Source organism: Planctomonas sp. JC2975, from assembly GCF_012985205.1.
GTDB lineage: Bacteria > Actinomycetota > Actinomycetes > Actinomycetales > Microbacteriaceae > Humibacter.
Genome location: NZ_JABEKS010000003.1, coordinates 287,605 through 310,994, shown reverse-complemented (window position 1 = coordinate 310,994; position 23,390 = coordinate 287,605). Strand labels below are relative to the sequence as shown.

Annotated in this window: 23 protein-coding genes and 1 pseudogene; 15 read left to right on the top strand and 9 right to left on the bottom strand. The window is 66.1% G+C overall.

Features of this window, described 5'->3' with window-relative positions:
- Positions 1–105: 105 nt before the first annotated feature.
- From HII28_RS17520 to HII28_RS17510, 3 genes are read left to right on the top strand one after another with little or no spacing between them, the layout of a single operon-like run.
- Positions 106–1,035, top strand: a complete 930-nt coding sequence (locus tag HII28_RS17520; RefSeq protein ID WP_346769394.1) for a cation diffusion facilitator family transporter — start codon at positions 106–108, stop codon at positions 1,033–1,035.
- 31 nt (positions 1,036–1,066) lie between these two features.
- Entirely contained in the window at positions 1,067–1,354 is a 288-nt protein-coding gene (locus HII28_RS17515; RefSeq protein ID WP_170027125.1) for an antibiotic biosynthesis monooxygenase, read from the top strand.
- Positions 1,355–1,374: 20 nt separating this feature from the next.
- Positions 1,375–1,986 (top strand): cation transporter, encoded by a 612-nt coding sequence (locus HII28_RS17510; protein WP_170027124.1) that lies wholly within the window; start codon positions 1,375–1,377, stop codon positions 1,984–1,986.
- 149 nt (positions 1,987–2,135) lie between these two features.
- On the opposite strand, the gene HII28_RS17505 is transcribed toward HII28_RS17510, so the two are convergent.
- The gene (locus tag HII28_RS17505) at positions 2,136–3,017 is read right to left on the bottom strand and encodes an SDR family oxidoreductase (protein WP_170027123.1); all 882 of its coding nucleotides are present in this window, start codon (positions 3,015–3,017) and stop codon (positions 2,136–2,138) included.
- A gap of 85 nt (positions 3,018–3,102) precedes the next feature.
- Between HII28_RS17505 and HII28_RS17500 the strand changes: the two genes are divergently transcribed.
- The 8 genes from HII28_RS17500 to HII28_RS17465 all read left to right on the top strand — a co-directional run bounded on the left by HII28_RS17500 (position 3,103) and on the right by HII28_RS17465 (position 11,273).
- Complete coding sequence (locus tag HII28_RS17500) at positions 3,103–3,681, top strand: TetR/AcrR family transcriptional regulator (RefSeq protein ID WP_170027122.1); 579 nt, start codon at positions 3,103–3,105, stop codon at positions 3,679–3,681.
- Positions 3,682–4,286: 605 nt separating this feature from the next.
- Positions 4,287–5,447, top strand: a complete 1,161-nt coding sequence (locus tag HII28_RS17495) for an ABC transporter substrate-binding protein (protein WP_170027121.1) — start codon at positions 4,287–4,289, stop codon at positions 5,445–5,447.
- Between the two features lie 25 nt (positions 5,448–5,472).
- Positions 5,473–7,275 carry an ABC transporter permease gene (locus tag HII28_RS17490; RefSeq protein WP_170027120.1) on the top strand — a complete coding sequence of 601 codons (1,803 nt, stop codon included), beginning with the start codon at positions 5,473–5,475 and terminating at the stop codon, positions 7,273–7,275.
- Positions 7,272–8,135 carry an ABC transporter ATP-binding protein gene (locus tag HII28_RS17485; protein ID WP_170027119.1) on the top strand — a complete coding sequence of 288 codons (864 nt, stop codon included), beginning with the start codon at positions 7,272–7,274 and terminating at the stop codon, positions 8,133–8,135. The genes HII28_RS17490 and HII28_RS17485 overlap by 4 nt, the downstream gene beginning before the upstream one ends.
- Positions 8,132–8,863 carry an ABC transporter ATP-binding protein gene (locus HII28_RS17480; RefSeq protein ID WP_170027118.1) on the top strand — a complete coding sequence of 244 codons (732 nt, stop codon included), beginning with the start codon at positions 8,132–8,134 and terminating at the stop codon, positions 8,861–8,863. Before HII28_RS17485 ends, HII28_RS17480 begins: the two co-directional genes overlap by 4 nt.
- Positions 8,860–9,882, top strand: a complete 1,023-nt coding sequence (locus tag HII28_RS17475) for a putative FMN-dependent luciferase-like monooxygenase (protein WP_170027117.1) — start codon at positions 8,860–8,862, stop codon at positions 9,880–9,882. Before HII28_RS17480 ends, HII28_RS17475 begins: the two co-directional genes overlap by 4 nt.
- 90 nt (positions 9,883–9,972) lie before the next feature.
- Positions 9,973–10,560, top strand: coding sequence for a CMD domain protein (locus HII28_RS17470; protein ID WP_170027116.1), 588 nt, complete (start codon positions 9,973–9,975; stop codon positions 10,558–10,560).
- The gene (locus HII28_RS17465; RefSeq protein WP_170027115.1) at positions 10,557–11,273 is read left to right on the top strand and encodes an alkylhydroperoxidase domain protein; all 717 of its coding nucleotides are present in this window, start codon (positions 10,557–10,559) and stop codon (positions 11,271–11,273) included. The genes HII28_RS17470 and HII28_RS17465 overlap by 4 nt, the downstream gene beginning before the upstream one ends.
- Positions 11,274–11,777: 504 nt before the next feature.
- Here HII28_RS17465 and HII28_RS20390 read toward each other — a convergent pair.
- The 3 genes from HII28_RS20390 to HII28_RS17455 form a co-directional block, all read right to left on the bottom strand.
- A complete protein-coding gene (locus HII28_RS20390; protein WP_240978339.1) occupies positions 11,778–11,900 on the bottom strand; it encodes a folliculin domain-containing protein in 123 nt (40 codons plus the stop codon).
- Between the two features lie 139 nt (positions 11,901–12,039).
- Positions 12,040–12,453 carry an ester cyclase gene (locus HII28_RS17460; protein ID WP_170027114.1) on the bottom strand — a complete coding sequence of 138 codons (414 nt, stop codon included), beginning with the start codon at positions 12,451–12,453 and terminating at the stop codon, positions 12,040–12,042.
- A gap of 32 nt (positions 12,454–12,485) precedes the next feature.
- Complete coding sequence (locus tag HII28_RS17455; RefSeq protein ID WP_170027113.1) at positions 12,486–13,481, bottom strand: MBL fold metallo-hydrolase; 996 nt, start codon at positions 13,479–13,481, stop codon at positions 12,486–12,488.
- A 93-nt stretch (positions 13,482–13,574) separates the two neighbouring features.
- Here HII28_RS17455 and HII28_RS17450 point away from each other — a divergent pair, with 93 nt between their 5' ends.
- Positions 13,575–13,934 (top strand): MerR family transcriptional regulator, encoded by a 360-nt coding sequence (locus tag HII28_RS17450; RefSeq protein ID WP_170027112.1) that lies wholly within the window; start codon positions 13,575–13,577, stop codon positions 13,932–13,934.
- Here HII28_RS17450 and HII28_RS17445 read toward each other — a convergent pair.
- The 3 genes and pseudogenes from HII28_RS17445 to HII28_RS17435 all read right to left on the bottom strand — a co-directional run.
- Positions 13,931–14,203 (bottom strand): annotated as a pseudogene (locus tag HII28_RS17445) (integrase core domain-containing protein); the annotation flags it as partial. The gene HII28_RS17450 and the pseudogene HII28_RS17445 sit on opposite strands and share 4 nt — an antisense overlap.
- A gap of 52 nt (positions 14,204–14,255) precedes the next feature.
- A complete protein-coding gene (locus HII28_RS17440; protein WP_170027111.1) occupies positions 14,256–15,230 on the bottom strand; it encodes a GNAT family N-acetyltransferase in 975 nt (324 codons plus the stop codon).
- Positions 15,231–15,445: 215 nt separating this feature from the next.
- Complete coding sequence (locus tag HII28_RS17435; RefSeq protein ID WP_170027110.1) at positions 15,446–16,255, bottom strand: PfkB family carbohydrate kinase; 810 nt, start codon at positions 16,253–16,255, stop codon at positions 15,446–15,448.
- Here HII28_RS17435 and HII28_RS17430 point away from each other — a divergent pair.
- Entirely contained in the window at positions 16,240–17,301 is a 1,062-nt protein-coding gene (locus HII28_RS17430) for an aldehyde dehydrogenase family protein (protein WP_170027109.1), read from the top strand. The genes HII28_RS17435 and HII28_RS17430 overlap by 16 nt on opposite strands.
- Before the next feature lie 84 nt (positions 17,302–17,385).
- Here HII28_RS17430 and HII28_RS17425 read toward each other — a convergent pair whose 3' ends face one another.
- Complete coding sequence (locus tag HII28_RS17425) at positions 17,386–18,672, bottom strand: MFS transporter (RefSeq protein ID WP_170027108.1); 1,287 nt, start codon at positions 18,670–18,672, stop codon at positions 17,386–17,388.
- Positions 18,673–18,742: 70 nt separating this feature from the next.
- Here HII28_RS17425 and HII28_RS17420 point away from each other — a divergent pair, with 70 nt between their 5' ends.
- On the top strand, positions 18,743–19,249 hold the full coding sequence (locus HII28_RS17420; protein ID WP_170027107.1) for a helix-turn-helix domain-containing protein: 507 nt from the start codon (positions 18,743–18,745) through the stop codon (positions 19,247–19,249).
- An 89-nt stretch (positions 19,250–19,338) separates the two neighbouring features.
- Here the strand turns inward: HII28_RS17420 and HII28_RS17415 are convergent, their stop codons facing one another.
- On the bottom strand, positions 19,339–20,328 hold the full coding sequence (locus tag HII28_RS17415) for a LacI family DNA-binding transcriptional regulator (RefSeq protein WP_346769393.1): 990 nt from the start codon (positions 20,326–20,328) through the stop codon (positions 19,339–19,341).
- Positions 20,329–20,732: 404 nt separating this feature from the next.
- Between HII28_RS17415 and HII28_RS17410 the strand changes: the two genes are divergently transcribed.
- Positions 20,733–23,330 carry a glycoside hydrolase family 27 protein gene (locus HII28_RS17410; protein WP_170027105.1) on the top strand — a complete coding sequence of 866 codons (2,598 nt, stop codon included), beginning with the start codon at positions 20,733–20,735 and terminating at the stop codon, positions 23,328–23,330.
- The last annotated feature ends 60 nt before the right edge of the window (positions 23,331–23,390 follow it).

Sequence of the window (23,390 nt, the reverse complement as noted above, 5' to 3'; positions counted from 1 at the left end):
CACACCGACAAGGGTCACGTCCACGAGCATTCCCACGAGCACGCCCATGACCATGCTCGTGCCGACGGCGATCAAGATCACGAGCATTCACATCCGCATGGCGGTGTGAAGGGGTTCTTGTACGACCTGTTCGTGCCGCACACGCATGACGCCGCCGATGCAGTGGATGATTCTCTGGAGGCGAGTAGAGCGGGAGTCACGGCCGTTAAGGTCTCGATGTTCGTGCTTTTGGGCACGACGTTATTGCAGTTCGGGTTTGTGCTCTTCACCGGTTCGGTAGCTCTACTGGCCGACACGATCCACAACTTCGCCGACGCGCTGACTGCCGTCCCGCTGTGGATCGCGTTCGTGCTTGGTCGTCGGATCGCGACTCGCCGCTACACGTATGGGTACGGGCGGGCGGAAGACCTCGCCGGGCTGTTCATCATCTTCGTCGTCGCCCTCTCGGCAGTGATTGCCGGATGGGAAGCTATCGACCGGTTCATCCATCCGCGTCCGGTGGAGAACGCGTGGTGGTTGATCGCAGCCGGTCTGATCGGGTTCGCCGGCAACGAGATCGTGGCGATCTACCGCATCCGCGTCGGGCGGAAGATCGGATCCGCCGCCCTCGTCGCCGACGGGGTGCACGCCCGATTGGACGGCATCACATCGTTGTCCGTGGTTCTTGGTGCGATCGGGGTGCTGCTCGGATTCCCGCTCGCGGATCCGATCATCGGTCTGCTTATCGCGATCTCGATCCTGATCCTGCTGTGGGGGACGGTGAAGTCAGTCGGGGCACGCCTCATGGATGCCGTCGACTCGCGGCTGATCGAACGCGTCGAACACACCCTGGAACACACCACCGGCGTCACCGGCGTGCAGCACGTGAAACTGCGCTGGTCCGGGCACCGACTCCTCGGCGCCGCCACCATCATCACTGAGGCCGTCAGTCTGCACGACGCCACCCATGTCGCCGAGCACGCTGCAGGGCAAGTCCGTCGGGAACTCCCGAATCTCGACGACTTCCTCGTCACTCCTGTGAACGCCGGGCACTAACCCTCCAGGCCACCTAAGAAAGGAACCACCCATGTCTGTTGTGAAGATCAACGCCATCAACGTCCCCGAAGGTCGCGGCGCTGACCTGGAAGCCCGATTCGCTGGTCGCGCACACGACGTCGACCAGCACATCGGCTTCGAAAGCTTCCAACTGCTGCGCCCCGTCAAGGGAGAAGACCGCTACTTCGTCGTCAGCACCTGGGCAAGCGAAGCCGACTACCAGGCATGGCGCGAAGGACGGGCCGGCGCGACCCACGGCGGAACCAACCCCGTCGCCACCGGCGCCGACCTCCTCGAATTCGAAGTCGTCGACCTCTGACCCGCCCGATACCGGTGACCATGGACGAAGGACACGACCTCGGGGTGCGACGACGTCATCTCCTGCGCACCGGATTCGTTCTGGAATGGATCACGCTGGCCTGGAACATCGCCGGCGTCATCATCCTCGCCGCCCTAGCCATCGCCTCCGGATCCATCGCGTTGGCCGGTTTCGGACTGGACTCGCTGATCGAGATCGGCGCCAGCACGGTCGTCATCTGGGAACTGTCCGGCACCGGGGAACATCGGCAGAAGATCGCCCTGCGGCTTATCGGTGCCGCGTTCATCGCTCTCGCCGGATACCTCCTGATCCAGACCGCCATGGCACTCACCACCGGTCACCGGCCCGACGGCAGCATCGGCGGCATCATCTGGACCGCCATCACCGCCACCTGCATGTTCGCCCTCGCCGCCATGAAGACGCGCACCGGCACGGAACTGGGCAACCCCGTGCTGCGAACGGAAGGCCACGTGACCATGATCGACGGGCTTCTTGCCTGCGCCGTCCTGCTCGGTGTGCTGCTGAACACGGCCCTCGGCTGGTGGTGGGCAGACTCGGCCGCAACCCTCCTCATCGTCTACTACGCGATCCGCGAAGCCATCAACATCTTCCGACCCCGCACCGCAGTCTGACAGACCCGCTGTCCAGCGCTAAGAAGCACCGCGAGCTAGCGGATCCCTCTGCGGAGGTTCAGGATCGTGAGGGCGGTGCGGCATTTGTGTGGTGAGTCCGGTCGGACAATAGGGGCTATGTGCGTCGCGGCCTCATCCGAGGAGCGGGTTCAGGGCTGGATCAGCTCGAGGTCCTCGAGCAGTGACGGGTGGTTGGGTGTCCAGCCCAGTGCCTTTCTTGTGTGTGCACTCGAGGAGGGCTGGTCCATGGCGAAGATTGCGCCGAGCGGTCCGTAGGTCTCCTCGGGGACCTGCTGCACCGGCACTCCGAGCCGCCGGCCGATCACCGCGGCGATGTCGCGAACAGGATCGCCCTCGTCGCCGACGGCGTGCCAGGACGTGCCGCCGGGCGCCTTCTCCAGCGCCAGGCGGAACAGCGACGCGGCGTCGGCGGCGTGCACGGCGGGCCACCGCTGCGTTCCGTCGCTCGGGTAGCCCGACACTCCGCTCGTACGGGCGACCTGGGTGAGGAGACCGGCGAAGCCCCCGTCGCCGTTCCGGTGGACGGTACGAGGGAGTCGTACGGCCGACGCGCGCACTCCCCGCGAAGCCAGGTCCAGCGTGCGGTTGACGGTCACCGCCCGGCCACCGACCGGGCCTTCGGTCGGCAGCGGGTCGCTCTCAAGCGAGGTGCGGCCGTCCACCCACGGTGTGCCGGAGCAGATCACGAACGGCTTGCCGGTGCCGACCAACGCATCACCGATCGCGGTGATTGCGGCGGTCTCCTCGGCGACGCCTGCGGCCACCGCCTCGAAGCTCGTGAAGTCGTTGCTGAAGGCGAGGTGAATGACCCCGTCGGCCACTGCGGCGGCGGCGCGGATGACGTCGAGGTCGGCGAGATCGCCGCGGACTGACGCTGCGCCGACCGCGTCGAGCTTCGCGGCCGAGGTGTCAGAGCGGGCGAGTCCGACGACGGTATGGCCATTGGCGAGGAGTTCTGCGACGACCGCTGAGCCGATGTTGCCGGTCGCGCCGGTGACGAACACATCCATGAGCGTGAACCTCCAAGTGATGGGACTGTTGTCTCATCACGATAGCAGGTGATGAGACAAAGGTGCCATCATCTAAGATGATTCCATGGGACGCTGGGAACCCGGAGCACGTGAGCGGCTCGTGGTCGCCGCCGTCGAACTCTTCGCCGACCAGGGCTATGACGCCACCACCGTCACCGAGATCGCGGAGCGAGCCGGCGTCACCAAGAGCACCTTCTTCCGGTACTTCCCCGACAAGCGCGAGCTGCTCTCCGCAGGCCAAGAGCTGCTCAGCCGACTGCTCGCCGAGGGCATCACGCAGGCTCCCGTCGACGCCACACCGCTGGAGGCCGTCGCCGCCGGGCTCGAACGGGCAGGCGAGGGCTTCGGGCCGATGAATCGCGAGATCGCGCCGCAGATGACGGCGGCGATCGCGTCGAGCATCGAGCTGCAGGAGCGCGAGGCGCTGAAGCGCATCGGCCTCTCCGTCGCGATGTCCGAGGCACTCACCGCTCGCGGGGTTGCGGAGCCGGTCGCGCACGTCGCAGCCGAGCTGGGGGTGCTCGCGTTCAAGCAGGGGTACGCCGCCTGGGTCGACGCGCAAGAGGACGATGGGTCGGGCTTCGGGTCGTTCGCGGTCGCTGCTTTGGACTCGCTCCGCGAGGCGAGCGCCAGTCTCAGCTAGTCATTCACGGCGCGGGCCGTGACCTGCTCGTGGATGTCGGCGATCACGCGGCGGCCATGAACGGCCACTGAGGCAATCAGTTCCGCGGGCGCGTGACGTCCTTCTCACGCCGGCGGGAGCGGGACCTACCCCTGGGTCGGAGGTACCGGCAACTGACATCCAATCTTCTGGGCCCAAAGCAGGTCCTCCACCGTGCCTGAATCTGCCTCGACAGCCGCGGAGCGGTGGTGCGTCACTTTGCGCCAGTGGGTTTCATTCGCGGGAAGTTCGCGAGTGTGACTCGCCGAATGGCAGCACCGGGGGCGCGCATACCTGAACGCTGCGCGGCCCGGAACCTGGCGCAGATTGCGGATTGCGTAGCTCTGTTGCGAACGGTTCCCGAGTGTTACTGGGAGCCTGTCGAAGTCCGCTTGGCAGCCACTACTGTGGCGCTACCCGCTTGGCCGTGCACCAGCCGGAGCGGGGACGCACCGTCGCGTCGGGCAGCCCTCTCCCACTTTCAGCGACCTGCGTCACGTCACGCTGATCGCCCGCGCCGGGACCCTATGGGCGATCCCGCACGCTTCCACCACAGCAGTTCCATCCGACTCGAAGAGGTAATCACCATGAAGAAGGTCCTTCAACGCGCAGCCATCGTCTCCGTCGCCGGCTTCATGGCACTCGGCCTGTCCGCGTGCAGCGGGGCTGCCTCCGCGTCGACCGGCGGGTCCGACGCCAAGAGCACCGTCTACTTCGGTGTCTCCGCCGCCGAAACCGGCCCGTACGCGCAGTACGGTCAGCAGTTCAAGGAGGCATTCGACCTCGCTGCCGAGCAGGTGAACGCGAACGGCGGCATCAACGGGCATCCCGTCGCCCTCAAGTATGAGGACTCGCAGTCCGACCCCAAGCAGTCCGTCCCCGTCGCACAGAAGTTCGTAGGCGACTCGAGCGTCGTGCTCGTCTTCGGAGACTACTCGTCGGCAGCGTCCATCCCGGCGTCGCCCATCTACACCGCGGGCAAGCTGCTGCAGTACGGGTTCAACAACTCCAACCCCGACTTCACGGCCAAGGGCACCCAGTACCAGTGGTCGTCTTCGATCACCACCGCGGCCACGTATAGCTGGACAGCCGATTACATCAAGAAGCAGGGCATCAAGTCGGTCGGCGTGACATATCTCAACACCGCAGACTGGGGCATCCCCGCCTACCAGGCGTTCCAGGCCGAGGCCAAGAAGGTCGGCCTGAAGATCACGGATGCTGAGGGTGTGCTCGACACCTCTGACGACTACAAGCCGTCGCTCATCAAGGCGGTGGCGGACAAGCCGCAAGCCTTCGTGCACATCGGATATGGACCTGACGCCGCAAAGATCGTCAGCCAGCTGCGCTCCATCGGCTACGACGGCACGTTCTACGGCGGTCAGGACGAAGAGTCGTTCGATGGCACGTCGGCAGCCGAAGGTGCCGTCAACGGCAGCGAGTTCGTCGAGACCAGCTCCGCTCCGAACGTGAAGGCGTTCGTCAAGGCGTTCACGAAGAAGTACCCCAAGGAGACCGACGTGACGAGCTTCGAGGCCGGCGCGTACGACGCCCTGAACGTCGCTGTCGCTGCGGCCGAGAAAGGTGGGATCACGCGCGAGGGAATCCTCAAGGGATTCAGCGAGATCAAGAATGTGCCGAGTGTCGTGTACGGCAAGATCACGTTCGACCCCAACACCCGCCGCGTGGCATCCCCCAAGCTGACCCCTACCACCCTCAAGGGTGGCAAGTGGGTTGTCTACAACGGCTGATCTCGACTGACCGGCCAGCTCCTCCATGCTTGACACGCTCATAGCCGGCGTGCTCCGAGGGAACGTCTACGCCCTCGGAGCCGTCGGTATCTCTCTTGTCTTCGGCGTCATGAACGTCGTCAACTTCGCCCAGTTCTCGTTCTTCGGGCTGGGCGCCATGCTCACCTGGTTCTTCGTCGCCCAGCTGGGACTGTCGTTCTGGCTGTCGCTGCCGCTCGTGCTGATCATCTGCGCGGTGCTCGGTCTGCTGATCAACGTGGCCGTCGTGCGGCCGCTCGCGAAGTACCTGCCGCTGGCGGCCATGCTGTCCACCTACGCGGTATCGCTCATTCTCGACAACACGTCGCAGACCCTGTTCGGCGCTAACTCGAGGGTATTCCCGACGGTGCTGCCGACCTCCAACCTTCACATCGGCAGCATGAGGTTCGGCACCGCAGACATCGTGATGCTCGGCATCACCGCCTCCGTCATGGTCGTCATGTCCCTGTTCCTCAAATACGGCAAGGTCGGACGCGGGATCCGCGCCACCGCGCAGGATCAGGAAGCCGCCCTGCAGATGGGCATCCCCGTCGGCGCGGTGCAGAACCTATCGTTCGTGATCGCGTCGGCGTTGGGCGGTCTCGCCGGCATCTTCATCGCGCTCTACGTGGGGGTGGCGGATCCGACATCCGGAATCAACACCGGGATGACGGCGTTCGTCGCGGCGACGCTCGGCGGCCTCGGATCCCTGCTCGGCGCGGTCATCGGCGGATTCGTGCTCGGCGTCCTGGAGTCGTTCGGCATCTACCTCTTCGGTGGCAGCTCCGACCAGATCATCGTGTTCTTCATCCTGATCGCGGTGCTCACCATCAGGCCGGGCGGGCTGCTCGGCAAGGTTCCGCTCATCTCCAGCGAGCCGCTGACGGGGACCTTCCTCGGCAAGGGTCGCCCGTTCCGGATCCCGAAGTGGGTGTGGCCGATCGCGTTCGTGATCGGCGGCATCGTGATCCCGCTGGTGTCCAACGACTACATCCTCAGCACGGGCACTCAAGTGCTCGTTTACGCGATCATCGCCGCAGGGTTCACGGTCACAGCCGGACAGGCCGGCGTCATGGCACTCGGACAAGCCGGGCCCATCGCGATCGGCGCGTATACGTCGGCGCTGATCACGCTGTACCTGCACGTGTCGTTCTGGCTCGCGCTGCCGATCGCCGGACTCGTCGCCGCGATCATCGCCTCGATCATCGCCTCGCCGATCTGGGGTGTGAAGGGTCACTACATCTCGATCGCTACGCTCGGCATCGGGATCGTGATCGTGGCGATCATTCAGCTGATCATCCCGATGGGCATTCAGGGGATCCCATGGCCCACGATCGGCGACATCCAGCTGTTCTCAGCGCAGGACTTCTACTTCATCGACTTCGGCGTTCTCGTGCTGACGCTGCTGGTGATGTGGCGGATCAGGCGCTCGCATCTCGGCCGCGTCATCTCGTCCGTCGGTGCCGACGAGATCGCGGCGTTGGCGTCCGGCGTGCGGGTTCGGGACTACAAGGCTCTCGCGTTCGCCGTGTCGGCGTTCTTCGCCGGCATCGGCGGGTCGCTGCTCGCGCACCAGTACACATACATCGACACGTCGATCTTCTCGATGATGATGTCACTGCTCGTCGTGACCATCGTCATCCTCGGCGGCGTGAACCTGCCGTACGGGGCGGTCGTCGGCGCGATCATCCTGATCGGCGGGCTCGAGGCGCTGCGCTTCACCGACGAGCTGCGCATCATCGTCTACGGCCTCGTGCTCATCCTCGTCGTGAGGTTCCGGCCCGGCGGAATCCTGGTGAGGAACTCATGAGCGACGACCAGACGCTGCTACAGGTCACCGATCTCGCGCGGCACTTCGAGGGCCTCAAGGCCGTCGACGGCATATCGTTCACCGTCGCGCCGCACGAGGTGGTCTCGATCATCGGGCCGAACGGGTCAGGCAAGACGACGACGCTGAACCTCGTTACGGGCACGATCAAGGCGAACGGCGGCCGGATCCTGCTCGACGGACGCGACATCGGCCACGCCGACACCGCTCGCATCGCCGAGGACGGCATCGCCCGCACCTTCCAGAACGGACGCGTGTTCGCGACGCTCTCGGTCGCGGACAACATCGAGGTGGGCATCCACTCCACGCTGCGCGCCAGCCGCCCGTTCCGGCGGCTCTCGCACCTCTTCCTGCTGCGCTGGATCCCGCTGCTCGCCGAACTCGTCGTGGCGATCTTCGGATCACCAGGCGCGCGGCGTGAGCGCAAGCTCATCGACGCGACGATCGCGGAGGAGATCGACCGCTTCGAGGCACGACTCGGTCCCCGACGCGATGACCCGGCCTACACGCTGAGCTACGCGAACCGGCGGCGCACCGAGATCGCCAGGGCGTTGGCGCTGAAGCCGAAACTGCTCGTGCTCGACGAGCCGACGGCCGGCATGAACCAGTCCGAGACGGCCGAGGTGCTGGAGCAGCTGCTGGAGCTGAAGGCGGACGGCCAGGCGATCCTGCTGGTTGAGCACAAGCTCGACCTCGTCATGACGGTCTCCGACCGAATCATCGTGATGGACGGCGGCCGCATCATCGCCGAGGGACGGCCGGATGCCGTGCGCCGCGATCCGGCCGTCATCGAGGCGTACCTCGGGCGACGACGTGGGCTCGGCGGAGAGGACCTGAAATGACGAACGACCTGCTACGACTCGACGACGTGAACGTCTACTACGGGCCGTTCCACGCGCTGCGGGGCAACACGCTCACCGTCGGCGAGGGCGAGATCGTATCGCTGCTCGGCGGCAACGCGAGCGGCAAGTCCACGACGATGAAGATCATCCTCGGCCTCACCCCGGTGAAGTCGGGGTCCGTCCACTTCGCCGGGCGCGACATCACCAGAGCGTCGACCCGGCACCGTATCAAGGCCGGTATCGCGTCGGTGCCGGAGGCGCGACGCGTGTTCCCGCAGCTGACGGTCGACGAGAACCTCCTGACCGGGGCGTACACGCGGTCGGATCGGGCGGGCGTCCAGGACGACCTGGAGCGGATGCGCGAGCACTTCCCGCGCCTGGCCGAACGCCGCCACCAGGAGGCCGGCACCCTCTCCGGTGGAGAGCAGCAGATGCTGGCCTTCGCCCGCGCCCTGATGAGCCGGCCAAAGTTGATCTGCATGGACGAGCCCACGATGGGTCTCTCGCCCAAGCTCGTCGACCAGGTGCTCGACGAGATCGTTCGCATCAACTCGGAGCTCGGCGTCGCGGTGCTCTTCGTGGAGCAGCAGGCGGAGCTCGCTCTCTCCATCGCATCGCGCGGCTATGTGCTGGCGACCGGAGCGATCGTGCTCGCAGGCACCGCACGCGAACTGCTCGACAACCCGGAGATCCAAGAGGCCTACCTCGGAAAGGGAAACACGCAATGACGACACCTCGGCTCGGATTCTTCACTCGCCTCCTCGACGACGCGTCGCCGGTCGACCGCTACCGCAACGCGATCGCCCAGTTCGTGCGTGCCGAGGAGCTCGGCTTCGACACGGCGTGGGTGGCGCAGCACCACTTCCACCGGGACGAGGGCGGCCTGCCGTCGCCGTTCGTTCTGCTCGCGCAGGCGGCGGCGAAGACCTCACGGATCGTGCTCGCCACGGGCATTGTCACACTGCCGCTGGAGGCGCCGCTGCGGGTCGCCGAAGACGCGGCGGTGCTTTGGCTGCTCTCCGAGGGACGCCTCGAGGTGGGCATCGGATCCGGTGGCACCTCGTCCTCGTTCCCGCCGTTCGGTCACGATCCGGCCGACCGTTCCGCTATCTACGCCGCGCACAAGCAGACGCTGCTGCGCGCGCTGAACGGCGAGGTCCTCACGAGCGACGGCGGAGCGCTCTACCCGCCGGCCCCGCAGTTGGCGGACACGCTCTGGGAGGCGACGTTCTCCGCGTCGGGAGCCGAGCGCATCGGCCGCGAGGGCCACGGGCTGATGCTCTCTCGCACGCAGCCGCGCACGGAGTACACCGGTCACGGCTCCGCCGTCGACCAGGTCGCCATCGTTCAGGCGTACACCTCGGCTCTTCCAGACGACGTCGAGCCACGGATCATGGCCTCCCGTTCCGTGCTCGTCACCGACACCGAAGCGGATACCGCACGCTGGCGCGCAGAGGGCATCGCCCGATCCCTGCCCTCGCTGCAGGCTCAGGGCCTCGTCATCCCCGCGGATGCCGACGAGCTCGAGCTCGCTGCCTACCTGGATCTGCACATCGGAACGTCGGATCAGGTGCTGGCGACGCTGCACGACGACCCGATCCTGCCGCTGGCGACGGACATCGTATTCCAGCCGCATCCGGTCGACCCGCCGCACGAGGTGGTGCTCCGCTCCCTCGAGCTCACGACCGATCGCGTCGCGCCCGAACTCGGATGGGTGCCTGCCACGGCCCTCGCCACCGCTGGCTGAACCGGCCCACCGCCGGTTGGGCCCGTCGAAACCAGGGTTGCACCGCCCGGCTGGCCCGCCGAAAACGCACCCAAGCAGAGAGGAATTCACATGCCCATCGACGTCATCGACCACCTGGTCGGCGTGCAGGAGGGCGATCCGGTCTTCGCGCTGCGCCTCCAGCGGCCCGAAGCGAAACGGAACGCCCAGTCGAGTTACGACGCGCTCTTCTCCTCGGACGAGCTGAAGCACGTGAGCCGGCTCGAGCGCCTCGCCATCGCCTACTGGGCAGTCGCCCTCGCCCACAGCAACACAGCCGCGCACTACGGCAAGCTGCTCGCCGCCGAGTCGCCGCAGACGATCGCAGCACTGGAGGCCGCCTTGTCCGACGCCGTGACCACCGGCCCGTACGGCGACTACCCGAAGGGCCCGCTCACCGTGGAGAACGTGGATGGGTTGCACTGGACCGCCTCGCCCGAGCTCACCGCGGCACTGGGCATCCGGCTCACGGCGGCCCTCGAGCACACCCACCTGCTCACGTATCGCCCGCGCGACGCGTCTGCGGACGCGCTGCAAACCCTGCTGAATGCCGGCTGGGACACGACCGGAATCGTCACGCTCTCGCAGCTCGTGTCGTTCCTCAACTTCCAGCTCCGGGTGGTCGCCGGGCTCACGGTTCTGAAGGGAGAACTGCGATGAGCGAGAAAACAGCAGTAGAAGCAGCGCAGGAAGCAGCATCCCAAGCAACGACCGAAAGCCTCCGCCCCGGCGACTCCCTATCGATCGACCCAGCGCCCGAGGAAAGGGCAGGTGGGCGAGTCATCCGCCACACGTTCAGCGGCCCGAATGCGTTCACGCAGGAGCAACTCGGCTGGGAGGCCTGGCTGGAGCCGCTGCCGATGGAGCAGCTGACCGAGCGGCACTACGAGGGACTCGTCGATAAGGGCCGCGCGAACAGCCCTTACTTCCGGCTGCTGGTGCGGGATCCCGATATCCTCGGCGCCCGCACTCGCACCGACAATGACATCTTCTACAACGAGAAGGGCGGCCTGATTCGTGCTCAGCGGGAGCTGTCCGCCGCGGCGGCATCCCGCACCAATGGATGCCTGTTCTGCGCGTCTGTGCATTCGCGGTTCGCGTCGCAGAAGTCGAAGCGCCCCGACGACGTGCAGAGACTCCTTGACGACGGCACGACGGCCAGGCAGGACGATCCGCAGTGGCGAGCCACCATCGACGCGTCCGTCGCGCTCACCGCGACGCCGATCGAGTTCAGTGCGGAGCACGTGCGGCAACTGCGCGAGTCCGGCCTCGATGAGCTGGCCATCGCCGACGTCATCCACGGTGCGGCGTTCTTCAACTGGGCGAACCGGCTGATGCTCTCCCTCGGAGAGCCCACGCCGCCAGTCGAGTAGGCATCCAACTTCTCCTCAATCGCGCGCGTCTCGAGCAGCGGCGATGGTCAGCTGATTGGCGCCCGAGAACGGTGAGACCGCAGTTCACGTGAGCAGATCAGATCTTCTGGGAGAGGGCCCTGTGCCGCCCATTCCGGAACTCTTGATCACTGGCGGGGTCCGCATTCCGCACGAACTCTTCTGGGGGCGGCCCAGCCACCACAGCATGAGAAGGGTGTGCTGGCAGCTTGCGGTCCCGTGTTCGCACAGCCGGTGAAGAGAGCAGGCACTGAACGGGTGATCACTCCGGCGCCGTGCGTTGAGCCCGGCCGACTGGTCCCAGATCTCTTGAGCCGCCCCAGCCCAGTGCAGACCGAGCTCGATTCGCCGTGAATCAAGGGACGCGTGCAACGCAAACCGGTCATACCGCTCGGCGGCCAGAGACACCCGCGCACCATGACGCGATTCCCGACCCACAGGCGGTCCCTTCTTGCGTGCGGCTCCTGCTCGACTCGCGATCCGGGTTCAGTCTTCCTGGATATATGCGAGAACGTTGCCGAAGGGATCGTCGAAGAAGAACATCGGGGGGGCATCGCCGATCAAGGTCGGTGCGTCGATGTGGAGCACACTGGCCGCGTCGTGTGCCAAGTCGCACGGCGACCCTGTACCTCGCTCTCCAGTGAGAGCAGCACGATTCCAACGGACGACCCGGGGAACCACTTGGGTCATCCGCTGGCTGGCGGAGTCCGGCACGCCGCATACCTGATTGGGTTGGCGGGTATGAATGTCACGGAGCAAGTTGAGCGACCAGCGTATTCGGGTCGAGGTATTGCCTATCCTGGACGACTTGGCCGTCGGCGTTGAGGTCCAGGACTTTGACGTATCGCAGTCGGATGCGACGTCCGGGTGTGTGCGGTGCGACGGTGTTTCCGAACAGGAGCAGGTCGGCGCGTGAGGTTCCGGCGTTTAGTAGCTCGTACGCGACAGCTGAGTTGGACACGTAGACCGCGGCCACTTCGTCGCGGTAGTCGGGGAATGCCGTGAACCATGCTCGGCTCCACGTGAGGGTCTGTTCGAGGTCGAGTCGAGTGGTCGGGTAGAGGCGGAACTGGTAGCCGTTAGCGCATGTTCGGGCCCAGTCGTCCCAGCGTTGCTGCGTCCACGCCTCATGGACGCGTTGCTGTATCTCGATCACATCCATGCGGTTGGTCCTTCCTGGTTGATCGACGGTGTTCAGTTCGCGGATGGGAAGAAGCGGACGGCCGCCTCGGCGTCGTGGCTCGGCACGATCGCGATCGACTCGTCGAGCTCCGATAGTGTGCGGATCACCTCCAGCGCGCCAGATCGGTCGCTGTCGAAGGCCCGGGCGAGGCCTTTGCCCCTGACGTTGGTGACCTGGACGGTGTGCCATGCAGCATCGCCGACCAGAAGTGCCCAATGCGGACGCCCGGTTCCTCGTCCGTCGTCCAGATGCAGCAGGAAACCGACGCTGCCCGGAGTATGGCCGGACATGTCGAGGACGGTAACGGATCCATCACCAAACAGGTCGTGGCTGCGGGCGAATCCGAGCAGCGGAGGCCCGTCGAGGTCGTAGTAGTCGACTTCCCGGCCGACGAGGGCACGACGCGCGACACCGGCCGGTGCCAGCACGCCCGCCATCGCCCAGCGCCATTCGCGCTCGGTAACCCGGATCGGGATCTCGGGTGCATCCACGAGCCCTGATACGTGATCCCAGTGCAAATGAGTGGGGAGCGCGAACTCGATGTCCGCGAATGAGAGGCCGGCGTCCCGCAATGAAGACTGCGTGCTGGCGACGGATGCTGGCGGGGCGACCAACGCGCGAAGAGGAGCCGGTAGTTGCGGAAGGACCCGGTGATGGACGTCGTCGCAGATGGCCGGATCCACCAGGATGTTCGCGTCGGGATGCCGCACAAGGAAGCTCGTCATCGCATTTCCGACCCGCGCTGGATGCCGGAGACCGTCGGCGACCGTAGGAGTCGCCACCTCGCGTCGCACTTGCCGGAAAGCGGTGAGTGTGACCGTCTCGCGAGCTGCCGGAAGGCCAGCAGCGCCGCTGCTGCGGGCGAGAGTTTGACGATGCGGCCGGATGGCGCCGGTCATCACATCCGCCATCGCACCGGCGACCGTGAGCAAACTGGGGAACAGGCGTCCACGCGCCGAAATATCTGGGGCGCCGCCAGCGCTCGAGTTCGGACGGGTTGCTGTCATGTCTGGCACGCTAATTCTTCAGGTCGACCTGAAGTCAAGGGTGGATTCGGGTGGGGCGGGAGGAGATCGGGCGTGGGCCTCAGAATCGGAGAAGTGGCTGGTGCCATCGGGGTGGAGACGCACGTGCTGCGGCATTGGGAAGACGTCGGTGTCCTGATTCCGCAGCGCAGCCCCAGCGGCCAACGGGTCTATAACCATGAAGCGGTCACGCGAGGCCGGATTATCCGGCGATGTCAACGCGCGGGACTCTCCCTCGCCGATATTCGCTCCCTCGCACCGGCAGGCAGCGCCGACCGCACCGCGATCATCGACGAACGACGCGCCGCCGTCGAGTGCACCATTGCGCGACTCCAGCGTGCGGCAGACTACTTGGGTCACCTCACCCAATGCCGTCATCCGCTCGCAGATGACTGTCCGCAGTGCTCTGACTTCGCCCGCTCCCCCCGGGACTAGCTGTAGTGCCCAGGGAGGTTGTTTGAGATTCGGTTGATGGGTGCGATTTTGCCGATGGCGGTGTGGGGCCTGTGGTGATTGTAGAAGTGCAGCCAGGCGGGGAGCGCGTTGCGGCGTGCTGATTCGGAGTTGTAGTGCTTTGAGAAGGCCCAGCCGTCGGCCATCGTCCGATGGAATCGCTCGATCTTGCCGTTGGTCTGCGGCCGGTAGGGTCGGGTCTTCTTCGCCTTGATGCCAAGCTCGGTGCAGGTGTCCCGCCAGGCGTGGGACGGGGCGCAGGATCCGATCGCTGCGGCAGCCGGCTCCCGCGGTGGGGATGCGTCAGAGTTGGACGCAGTAGTGGACCTGGGTGTCTTGGGTGACAAATCCGGCACGCTCGAACGTTGCGAGCTCTTTGCTCGAGGCATCGGCATCGACCCTGAGGCTGGCCCGTCCGTAGCCCTGGTTATGTGCGGCGCGAAGCGTGTGCGACATCAGGGCTTCGGTCACCCCGCGCTCCGTGTATGCAGGCCGTGTGGCAATGATCCTGAAGTACGCGTCACGTACTCCCGTCGTGGCCGTTTCTGCCTCCCATGAGACGACCAGTACGACCCCGGCCGCGGTGCCCGTCTTGACGTCGCGGAGCAGAAAGCTCAACCTGGGTCGGAAGCTTGCGTTGACGGCCCAGACCTTCCACTCCTCGACGCTGAGCTGCGACCTGCCTGGGTCGTCTTGGACGGCCTCGTTACGGACCGCGCGGAATTCCTCGTCGGTCGCGGTGGTGTAGCGCTCGAATTGCAGGCCGTCGGGAACAGGAGCGTCCGGAATGGCGGCGCCGAGCGGATGTCTCATGTGCCGCACCCAGTTCGTCGCCGTCATGCCTGCCGCGCGGTACAGGGCGACGGCCCCCTGGACATGTTCGCCGTAGATGGATTCGACAATCAGTCGGAGCGTGGGGTGATGCAGAGCGTGGAGAGTTTCGGCCGTGGCCAGCCCGTGCTGCATGAGCTTCGTCCCGAGTCCCAGGCGCCGGTGGCTGGGGCGGACGGCACCGGCCGCCTGGACGCGGTGAACGATCTCGGCGGTCGGTTTGTAGTGGACCGCTGAGAAGCCGAGCATTGTCGCGCCGTCGAACACTGCAAGAGTGGTGGTCGGAAGGTCGTCGACCGGTGAGTCAAGCTCCTCGGTGGCGTCTTCCACGGTGTACTGACCCCAGACATGGTCCTCCGCGTCGATCGCGTTCAGCAGGTCTGCCATGGCGGCGCCGTCGGACACGGCCAGCGGACGCCACACAAGGTTCTGTAATTCGACAGTCACGATCGCAACCCTATAGACCACGCTGAACTCGGCCGTTGCCCGGAATCGATCCCGCTGTGTGCCGGGCTCTAGGGCTCCCAAACACCATGGGTACCACTACCGTCAACGGCGCGCAGGTTGCTCGGGCGGTGATATGCACGATCGGCCGAGAGCTCATCATCTATGTGACGAGTCGGGTGGCCAACGGATATGGGTTGCCGACGTCGGGTCGCTTGTCAATGAGTTCTTAGGGTCCACGCCTCGTATTCGGCGAGATGCGGGTATGAGACTTGGGCGCCCTGTTTCGTTGCGACGAGCGCGGCATAGCTGGCAGCGAACCTGGCAGCGTTCAGGAGGGATTCTGACGCGGAGAGTCGTGCAGCAAGCGCACCGGCGAAGGCGTCTCCGCATCCTGTGGTGTCAACGGCGGCGACTTGCACGCTGGGCACCCGAGCCATGCGTTCATCCGAGGCGCACTGCAGGACGATGGCGCCTTGGCCGCCGCGTGTGACGACCACGACGGGTGGCCCGAGCCGGTTTGCGGCCTCTTGCGTCGATGCCACGTCCGGGCCATCCGGGGATGCCACAGATGTGAATTCTTCGTTGTTGACGATGAGAATGTCGATGCTGCTGAGGATCTCTGGGGCGTGCCCGCGGAGCGGTGACAGGTTGAGGATGGTGGGAACGGAGTGTGCTTTTGCCATTCGTAGTGCAGCAAGCAGCACTCGGTCGGGTACCTCCAGGGTTAGCAGAAGGGCGCTAGCGTCGGAGAATTGCTCCGCGTGGAGCGTGTCCGGCTCGAGCGCAGCGTTGGCGCCGGCGTCGATCAGGATGGTGTTTTCACCGTGTTTGTCCACGGTGATCGATGCAGTACCGGTTGGGCAGTCTGCGACTTCGACGGTCCAGCTTGTGTTGATACCCCTGGCTGCAGGATGAGCCCCGCGTAGCTGTTCCAGAGGTTCCAGTCCTTGAACAGATCTGCCAGCGGCACGGCAAGGGCGTCGAACGGGATGAGGAAGCAGAGTACGACGTGCTTCCAACGGCACTCGTCGACGGCAGCACTACGGTCATTGAGGAGCCCGTCGGTCCGGTCGCAACGTTCACGACGTGGAATTATCCGTTGACCGTCCCGGGACGGAAGGTCGCGGCGGCGCTCGCCGCGGGCTGCACGGTCGTGATCAAGTCCGCTGAGGAGACTCCCGCAAGCGCGGTGGCCTTGGCTCGAGCGCTCGACGATGCCGGGCTGCCTGCCGGGGTCGTCAACATGGTGTTCGGCGATCCGGTGGCGATCTCGTCGGCCCTGATCTCCTCGCCGCTCATCCGCAAGGTCTCGTTCACCGGATCCCTCGCGGTCGGGCGTCAGCTCGCGCTGGCCGCAGCCGAGGAGGTGAAACCCATCATGCTCGAGCTCGGCGGCCACGCGCCCGTGATCGTGTTCGAGGATGCGGATCTCGACGAGCTCGTCGCCGGGGCCGTCGGCAGCAAGCTGCACAACACCGGGCAGTCGTGCGGATCACCCATCCGCTTCTTCGTGCACAGTTCGATCCATGACGAGTTCGTCGCCCGCTATGCAGCAGCTCTCGATGCGGCACGGGTCGGCAGCGGCCTGGATCCGGCGACGGAGATGGGCCCGCTCGCTGGGCGCCGGAGGTTCGACGCGATGAAGCCCCTTATCGACGACGCGATCACGAAGGGGGCGACCCTCGCAGCCGGCGGAACGGGCGATGACAGTGTCGGCTATTACTGGCGTCCGACGCTCCTTGCCGATGTCCCCGACGACGCGGACCTCATGAAGGTCGAACCGTTCGGTCCGATCGCTGTCACGACGACGTTCGAGGACGAGGAGGAGGTGGTGGCCCGCGCCAACGACGTCGAGTTCGGCCTCGCCGCCTATCTCTTCACGGCATCGGCGGATCGGGTGCTCCGTCTGCCTCGTCGTCTCGACGTCGGGATGGTCACGATCAATCGCTTCGGAGTCGGTGCCCGTGACACCTTCTTCGGTGGGCGCAAGAAGTCCGGATTCGGCTCGGAGGGTGGCCGGGAAGCGGTCGAGGAGTACACGGTCAAAAAGCTCGTGACCCAGGGTCTGTGAGTGGATACCCGCGGCAACGCGTATCGGGGTTGGTACCGGCCCCTCCAGCGGACACCCTGCGCCCATGTCGCGAAGTGAGATAGGTCAAACGACTCTGTCGGATGCCGTTGGATGTGTGGACGCGGACCGATTGCGGGAAAGCAGGCCGGCGCTGAGCGCGATGCCGACGAGGGCGGACAGTCCCATCACGATGCCGAATCCGACCGCCATCGCGGTAAGGCCCGTGACGGCTGCGATGAAACCGGCGAGGATGGCGGATCCTCCAAAGGTCAGGTACGCCACCGTGAAGATCGCTGCGAACAGGGCGGCGCGCTGATGCGGTTCTACCTCAGGGACCAGGCCGCGAATGCTGCCCGAGAACACGGCGCCCATCCCACCGCCGGCGATGACGGCCGACGCCCAGATCAGGACCATCGACCCGGTTGCGAGCGCCCCGAGCAGCGCGAGAGTGCCGACGGCGATGCCGAGGTTCCCCCACATCTTGAGGCGGTGCGGGTGGATGCTGCTCGTCGCAGCGGCTGCGATGGTCGCCGACGTGAACATGACGAAGTTCAGCAGGCCGCCGATGATCGGTGTGCTCACCTCGAATCGCGACGCGAGGATCAGCGGGAGCAGCCCGAGGAAGAACGCGGTTTCCAGAAACACGGCCACGATGCTCGGCGTGGTCGCCACGAACAGGCGCCGAACCGTCACCGGCACGGCGACGCGGGGGAGTAGGGATCGCAGCGCTCCCGGGCGCCGCGTCGAGGTCTCCGGGGTGAGGATCGCGAACGTGACGCCGATCGCCATCACCAGAGCGAGCACGACCCAGACCGTGGTCGCCGCCGCAGCCGGGATCGCCAGGGCGACAAGTCCCGAGAACAGGGCACCGATACCGAGCCCGGCCGTTGTCGCGAGGCTCGACATGACGGCGCCGAGCTTCTTGCGCGCCCCGGGGGCGAGTTCGACGATCGCGGCGCCGAACGTGCTCGCCGCGACACCGGTGGCGATCCCCTGCAGCACCCGACCGAAGACGATCCAGGCGATGTCGCCGGCGAACAGGAACACCGCCATCGCCGCCAGCTCGAGAGCGAGCGCTCCGATCAGCACGGGTCGTCGTCCGATGTAGTCGGATAGCGAGCCTGCCACCAGGAGGGCGGCAATCATGGCGAACGCGTAGACGCCGAAGGCGATGGTCAGAACCGAGGGAGCGAAGTGCCACTCCGCCTCGTAGATGGGCAGCAACGGGGTCGGGGCGCCCGCCGCAACGAAGAACGCCAGCAGCGACGCCGACATCGCGACGAAGCCCGCGGTACGGGAGACGCCGAAGGCCCGTCCGCCGCTCCGGACGGCCGACGATCTCGCCCCCGGGTGAGTGGGTGTTTCGGTCATGAGCTCAGTATGCACATCAATGATTGAACTTACAAGCATCAATGGTTGAATCGAGTACTAATCTGTAGGCATGCCTTTGGGAACGGACTACACGAATCAAGACTGCGCGGTCGCGCGCTCTCTCGAGGTGGTGGGGGAGCGGTGGACACTGCTGATCGTCCGCGATCTCTTCTACGGGATCCGCCGCTACAACGAGCTGCGAAAGCACATCGGCCTGCCGCCGGCAACCCTCACCGACCGGCTCAACCATCTGGTCGAAGAGGACGTCGTCGAGCGCATCCCGGGTGAAGGCGCCCGCGACGAGTACAGGCTGACGCCGAAGGGCGAAGGCCTCTGGCCGGTGGTCTGCGGGCTGGCCCAGTGGGGCAACGCGAACTATGTCGAACCCGAGCGGCGCATGGGGTACAAGCATCGAGCCGACGGCGGCGAGCTGAACGCCAATGGATCCTGTTCCGTGTGCGGTGAGATCCCTGACGCATCCGAGGTGATGGTTCAGAAGGCAACCCCGTTGCCGAAGGACGCCTTTGCCGTCGCGCTGCAGGAACCGCACCGGCTGCTCCAGCCCCTACGACCCTGAGGACGCCAAGGAGACCGGTCCTTCGCTGGATTACTCCAGTCCGCGCGGTCCGTTGATTGACACCCGGCCCTTCCTCGTCCGAGCCCTGTCTACGCGGGTTTGCGGGGCGAGGGGGATCGGGTGCTCTTGCGCTCGATGAATTCAGGCGCGAGCACGACGTGCTCGACGTCGGTCGTTCCTCCCTCGATGCGTCCGACCAGCATCTCGATGGCGCGGCGGCCAACGGCGCGGAAGTCTTGCCGCACCGTGGTCAACGGCGGGTTGTAGTACGGCGCGTCGTCGCCGTCGTCGAAGCCGACGATGCTCACGTCGCGCGGAACCGAGATGCCGCGCTCGCTGAAGGCGAGCATCAGTCCGAGCGCCATCTGATCGTTTCCGGCGAAGACGGCCGTGAGCTCCGGGATGCGCGCGAGCACCTGTCCGGCCTCGTAGCCGGACTTGGCAGTCCAGTCGCCGGCGAGCGGCATGGGAGTTTCGGCGCCGACCGCTTCGAGCGACGTGCGCCACCCTGTCATGCGGTCCGCGGTCTGCATCCAGTCGGAAGGGCCGCGCACATGGAAGACGGTCTCGTGACCGAGTGCGAGCAGGTGGTCGACGGCCGAGCGGGCGCCGGCAGCCTGGTCGACACCGATCGTGGAGATGGCGCCTCCGGCGTCCCCCTCGATGGCGACGACAGGCAGGTGGGACGGCACCGAGGCCAAGGCATCCTGCGTCGCCTCGACGGGCGCGATCACCAGGAGACCTGCGATCGACTGCTCGGCCAACCGGCCGATCGTCGCCTGCACTGAGGTGCGGTCGATGGAGTCGACGGCGCCGATGCCGACGAAGTAGCCGAGTTCCCTCGCACTGTGCTCTATGCCGTACAGAGGCGTGAGACCCTCGCTGTCAGCGATGTCGAGCACGAGCACGCCGAGCGTGCGGGATCGCCCGGTGACCAGGGTCCGCGCGGCGTTGCTCGGACGGTAGCCGAGCTCGTCGACGGCCCCGAGCACGGCGAGCCGCGTGGCGGGCCGCACGCTGGGATGCTCGTTGAGCACGCGGGAGACCGTCTGGTAGGAGACCCCGGCCAATGCCGCCACGTCGACGATGGACGGTGGCCGCCCGCTCCGGGAGGACGGAAGCCGTTCCGGATCTGGTGCCCCGTTCTCCGACGTCATCGATGCCCCATCGTGGCGGAAAGGTGCAAGACGAGTGGCGATGCCGGCGCAGCGAATCGTGTCCGACCCGGGCGTCGTGTTCCGGCTAGTCGTTGCCTCGTTCTCATCAAGTGAACGTTTCCTTTCCTGCCAGAGCCTGGCGAGTCCGTTCGATTTCCCCATGATATGCGGACTTTTCGATCGAATCGAGCGCAAATCCTTCTGGACAACCTTTCTCTTGACACCTACCGTGTGAACGTACACATTTGATTCGAACCCTCCGTTGAGCCTGCTTGCTCTCTCGACGATGAGAAGACGGGAACCCGAGAATGCGCGTCCGTACGTCTATGAACATCATTGCCACGGCGGTGATCGCTGTGGCGGCTGCCGTCGGATCGGCAGCTACGGCCACGGCTGCCGAACCGGCCAAGACCGTCGCGAGCGCCGGTACGGACGCCTCTGCAGCGCACACCCGGGCATCCACGCCTCCGATGGGGTGGAACAGCTACAACGCCTACGCCTGCGACAACGGGTCGCAGAACATGGAGGCGGTCGCGAAGTTCATCCACGACTCCGGCCTGGAGGCCGACGGCTACACCTACGTGAACAGCGACGGCTGCTACGACGACAACGAGGGCCTCGGCAGCCCGAACACCTACGGAATCACGGCACCGACCGCGCAGGATCCCGAGAGCTGCGGAGCGATCAACGGCCGGCTTCCGAACGGGGAGCTGTACGTGAACTCGTACGCGTTCCCGCCGAGCTCGCCCTGCGCCAACGACGGCTTCGCTCTCGTCGGCCAGGATCTGCATTCCCTCGGCCTGAAGCTCGGCCTCTATCTCGACGCCGGCAACAACTGGAACTGCGAGGAGATACCCGGCAGCTACGGATTCGACTCCACGGATGCCGCGACCCTGGCGAAATGGCGTGCGGACTACGTGAAGATCGACTGGGGCTGCGGCGACTCCCTCGTGCCGCCGGCGAGCAATGCCCCTGCCGGATACACCGGGATCGACGCCGACACCGGAAACCAGGGATTCGGCGGTCCGACGTTCTCGACGAACTCAGCGTACGACACCGATCAGCAGACCACTCAGGTGAAGATGTACTCCGCGCTCGTCGACGCCATCCGTGCGCAAAAGCGTCCGATCACCGTGAGCATCGCAGGTGCCGGAACGATCGCCTCGCAGCTGTGGGGCCTGCCGATCGCCGAGCTGGATCGTCCGACCGGCGACGCGAACGCGAACTTCACCACGACGGGCAAGCACGCCGCGGGGAGCGTCGTCGGCATCGTCAATGCGGATGCTCAGCTGTACGAGCCGCTGACCGGCCCGGGACACTGGATCGACCCGGACGCGATGGAGGTGGGCAACGGATCGCTGACCCCGACCGAGGACAGGTCCGAGATGTCGATGTTCTCCGAGATGGCCGAACCATTGCTCATGTCGACCAACCTGTGCGCGGCGGACTGCGGGCCCGACACGACGCCCGCGACGAAGGCGCAGCTCGATCTGGCGGTCTCCGTCTTCGGCAACAAGCGAGTGATCGCGGTGGACCAGGACGCGCTCGGCTCGCCCGCGCACATCGTCGGCACGTTCGACGGAACCCATCTCGTGATGACCAGACAGCTGAAGAACGGCGACGTGGCGGTGACTCTCTTCAACGAGAGCACCACGGATGCCGCCACCATGTCGGCGACCGCGGCCGACCTCGGCCTGCCCGCGGCGTCGGGCTATCGCGTGCAGGACCTGTGGACGGGTGCGACCACCACCACGCAGGGACCGATCTCGGCTTCGGTGGCTCCGACCGAGACCGTGATGTACCGGATCACGCCGCTCGGCTCCTCGCCGTCGGCAGGGAACTCCGACCCGTCCAGAAGCTCGGCGACCCCGTCGGAGTCACCGGCACCCACGCTGCCGACATCCTCGGCGCCGGAGAACTCGAACGCCACGCGCAGCTCGGCGACAACGGCCACCATCCCCTCGGCCCTCGAGTCGGTGTCGTGCGCGACGGCAACCGCGTGTGCGGCTGTCGACGAGTTCGGGGCGGCCGTCGTCTTCGATCCGCGGCATCCGCAGAAGGCGCAGCGCCTCTCGATCGACTCCGGGCGCACGCTCGTCTCCGTGTCGTGCGTCTCCGGCTCGACCTCGTGCACCGCGATCGACACGGCAGGATGGGCCGTCACGTTCCCGATCTCGGGCCATGGCGGGTCTTCGTCCCACTCGATCGATCCGGGCGGTCAGCCCACAGCCGTCGACTGCGTCTCGGCGACTCAGTGCACGCTGGTCGACGGCAAGGGCGTCGAGGTCACGTTCGTGCCCGGCACCTCGCACGTGACGCGAAGGGCGGCGGTCGATCCGTCGACATATCTCGCCGCGGTCTCGTGTCCGTCCGCGGCGCAGTGCACAGCAGCAGGGGGCGGCGGCAACAACGGTGACACCGAGGTCGCATTCGACCCGCGCAGCGGAACGGTCGGACCCGCAGGCGTCACCGCGATCGACGACCAGACCGTGAACGGCGTGTCCTCGGTCAGCTGTCCGTCAGCCGACTCCTGCACCGTCGTGGACGGATCGGGCAACGAGGTCTCGTTCGCCACGCGCACCGGTGCCGTCGACGCCGGCGGGGTGACGCCGCTCGAGGGTGCCGACCTGGCCGCCGGACTCGGCGTGCTCACCTCCGTCGACTGCGTATCCACCGGACAGTGCACGGGCGTCGACCTCAACGGAAAGGCCGTCACCTTCGACCCGACCACCGGGGCGATCAGCGGCGCTGCGCGGACCGTGGATACCGGATCGGGCCTACGGGCCGTGTCCTGTCCGACGGCCTCGGAGTGCGTCGGTGTCGACCTTCAGGGCCGCGTCGCAGTCTTCGCACCGAACGGAACCACGAGCTCTGTGACAGCGATCGACCCTCCGGTGCGCTGGAGCTCCCACGCTGCGGTCTGACCGCGAAGCGACCACCCCTCTCTCAACCCGAACGGCACGACCCGATACGAAGAAGGACGA

What these genes read in the sequence shown, in the direction of transcription:
- HII28_RS17515 (WP_170027125.1), top strand. Translation starts at nt 1,067, where the DNA reads ATGTCTGTTGTGAAGATCAACGCCATCAACGTCCCCGAAGGTCGCGGC.
- HII28_RS17510 (WP_170027124.1), top strand. Translation starts at nt 1,375, where the DNA reads ATGGACGAAGGACACGACCTCGGGGTGCGACGACGTCATCTCCTGCGC.
- HII28_RS17505 (WP_170027123.1), bottom strand. Translation starts at nt 3,017, where the DNA reads ATGGATGTGTTCGTCACCGGCGCGACCGGCAACATCGGCTCAGCGGTC.
- HII28_RS17500 (WP_170027122.1), top strand. Translation starts at nt 3,103, where the DNA reads ATGGGACGCTGGGAACCCGGAGCACGTGAGCGGCTCGTGGTCGCCGCC.
- HII28_RS17495 (WP_170027121.1), top strand. Translation starts at nt 4,287, where the DNA reads ATGAAGAAGGTCCTTCAACGCGCAGCCATCGTCTCCGTCGCCGGCTTC.
- HII28_RS17490 (WP_170027120.1), top strand. Translation starts at nt 5,473, where the DNA reads ATGCTTGACACGCTCATAGCCGGCGTGCTCCGAGGGAACGTCTACGCC.
- HII28_RS17485 (WP_170027119.1), top strand. Translation starts at nt 7,272, where the DNA reads ATGAGCGACGACCAGACGCTGCTACAGGTCACCGATCTCGCGCGGCAC.
- HII28_RS17480 (WP_170027118.1), top strand. Translation starts at nt 8,132, where the DNA reads ATGACGAACGACCTGCTACGACTCGACGACGTGAACGTCTACTACGGG.
- HII28_RS17475 (WP_170027117.1), top strand. Translation starts at nt 8,860, where the DNA reads ATGACGACACCTCGGCTCGGATTCTTCACTCGCCTCCTCGACGACGCG.
- HII28_RS17470 (WP_170027116.1), top strand. Translation starts at nt 9,973, where the DNA reads ATGCCCATCGACGTCATCGACCACCTGGTCGGCGTGCAGGAGGGCGAT.
- HII28_RS17465 (WP_170027115.1), top strand. Translation starts at nt 10,557, where the DNA reads ATGAGCGAGAAAACAGCAGTAGAAGCAGCGCAGGAAGCAGCATCCCAA.
- HII28_RS17460 (WP_170027114.1), bottom strand. Translation starts at nt 12,453, where the DNA reads ATGGATGTGATCGAGATACAGCAACGCGTCCATGAGGCGTGGACGCAG.
- HII28_RS17455 (WP_170027113.1), bottom strand. Translation starts at nt 13,481, where the DNA reads ATGACAGCAACCCGTCCGAACTCGAGCGCTGGCGGCGCCCCAGATATT.
- HII28_RS17425 (WP_170027108.1), bottom strand. Translation starts at nt 18,672, where the DNA reads ATGACCGAAACACCCACTCACCCGGGGGCGAGATCGTCGGCCGTCCGG.
- HII28_RS17420 (WP_170027107.1), top strand. Translation starts at nt 18,743, where the DNA reads ATGCCTTTGGGAACGGACTACACGAATCAAGACTGCGCGGTCGCGCGC.
- HII28_RS17410 (WP_170027105.1), top strand. Translation starts at nt 20,733, where the DNA reads ATGAACATCATTGCCACGGCGGTGATCGCTGTGGCGGCTGCCGTCGGA.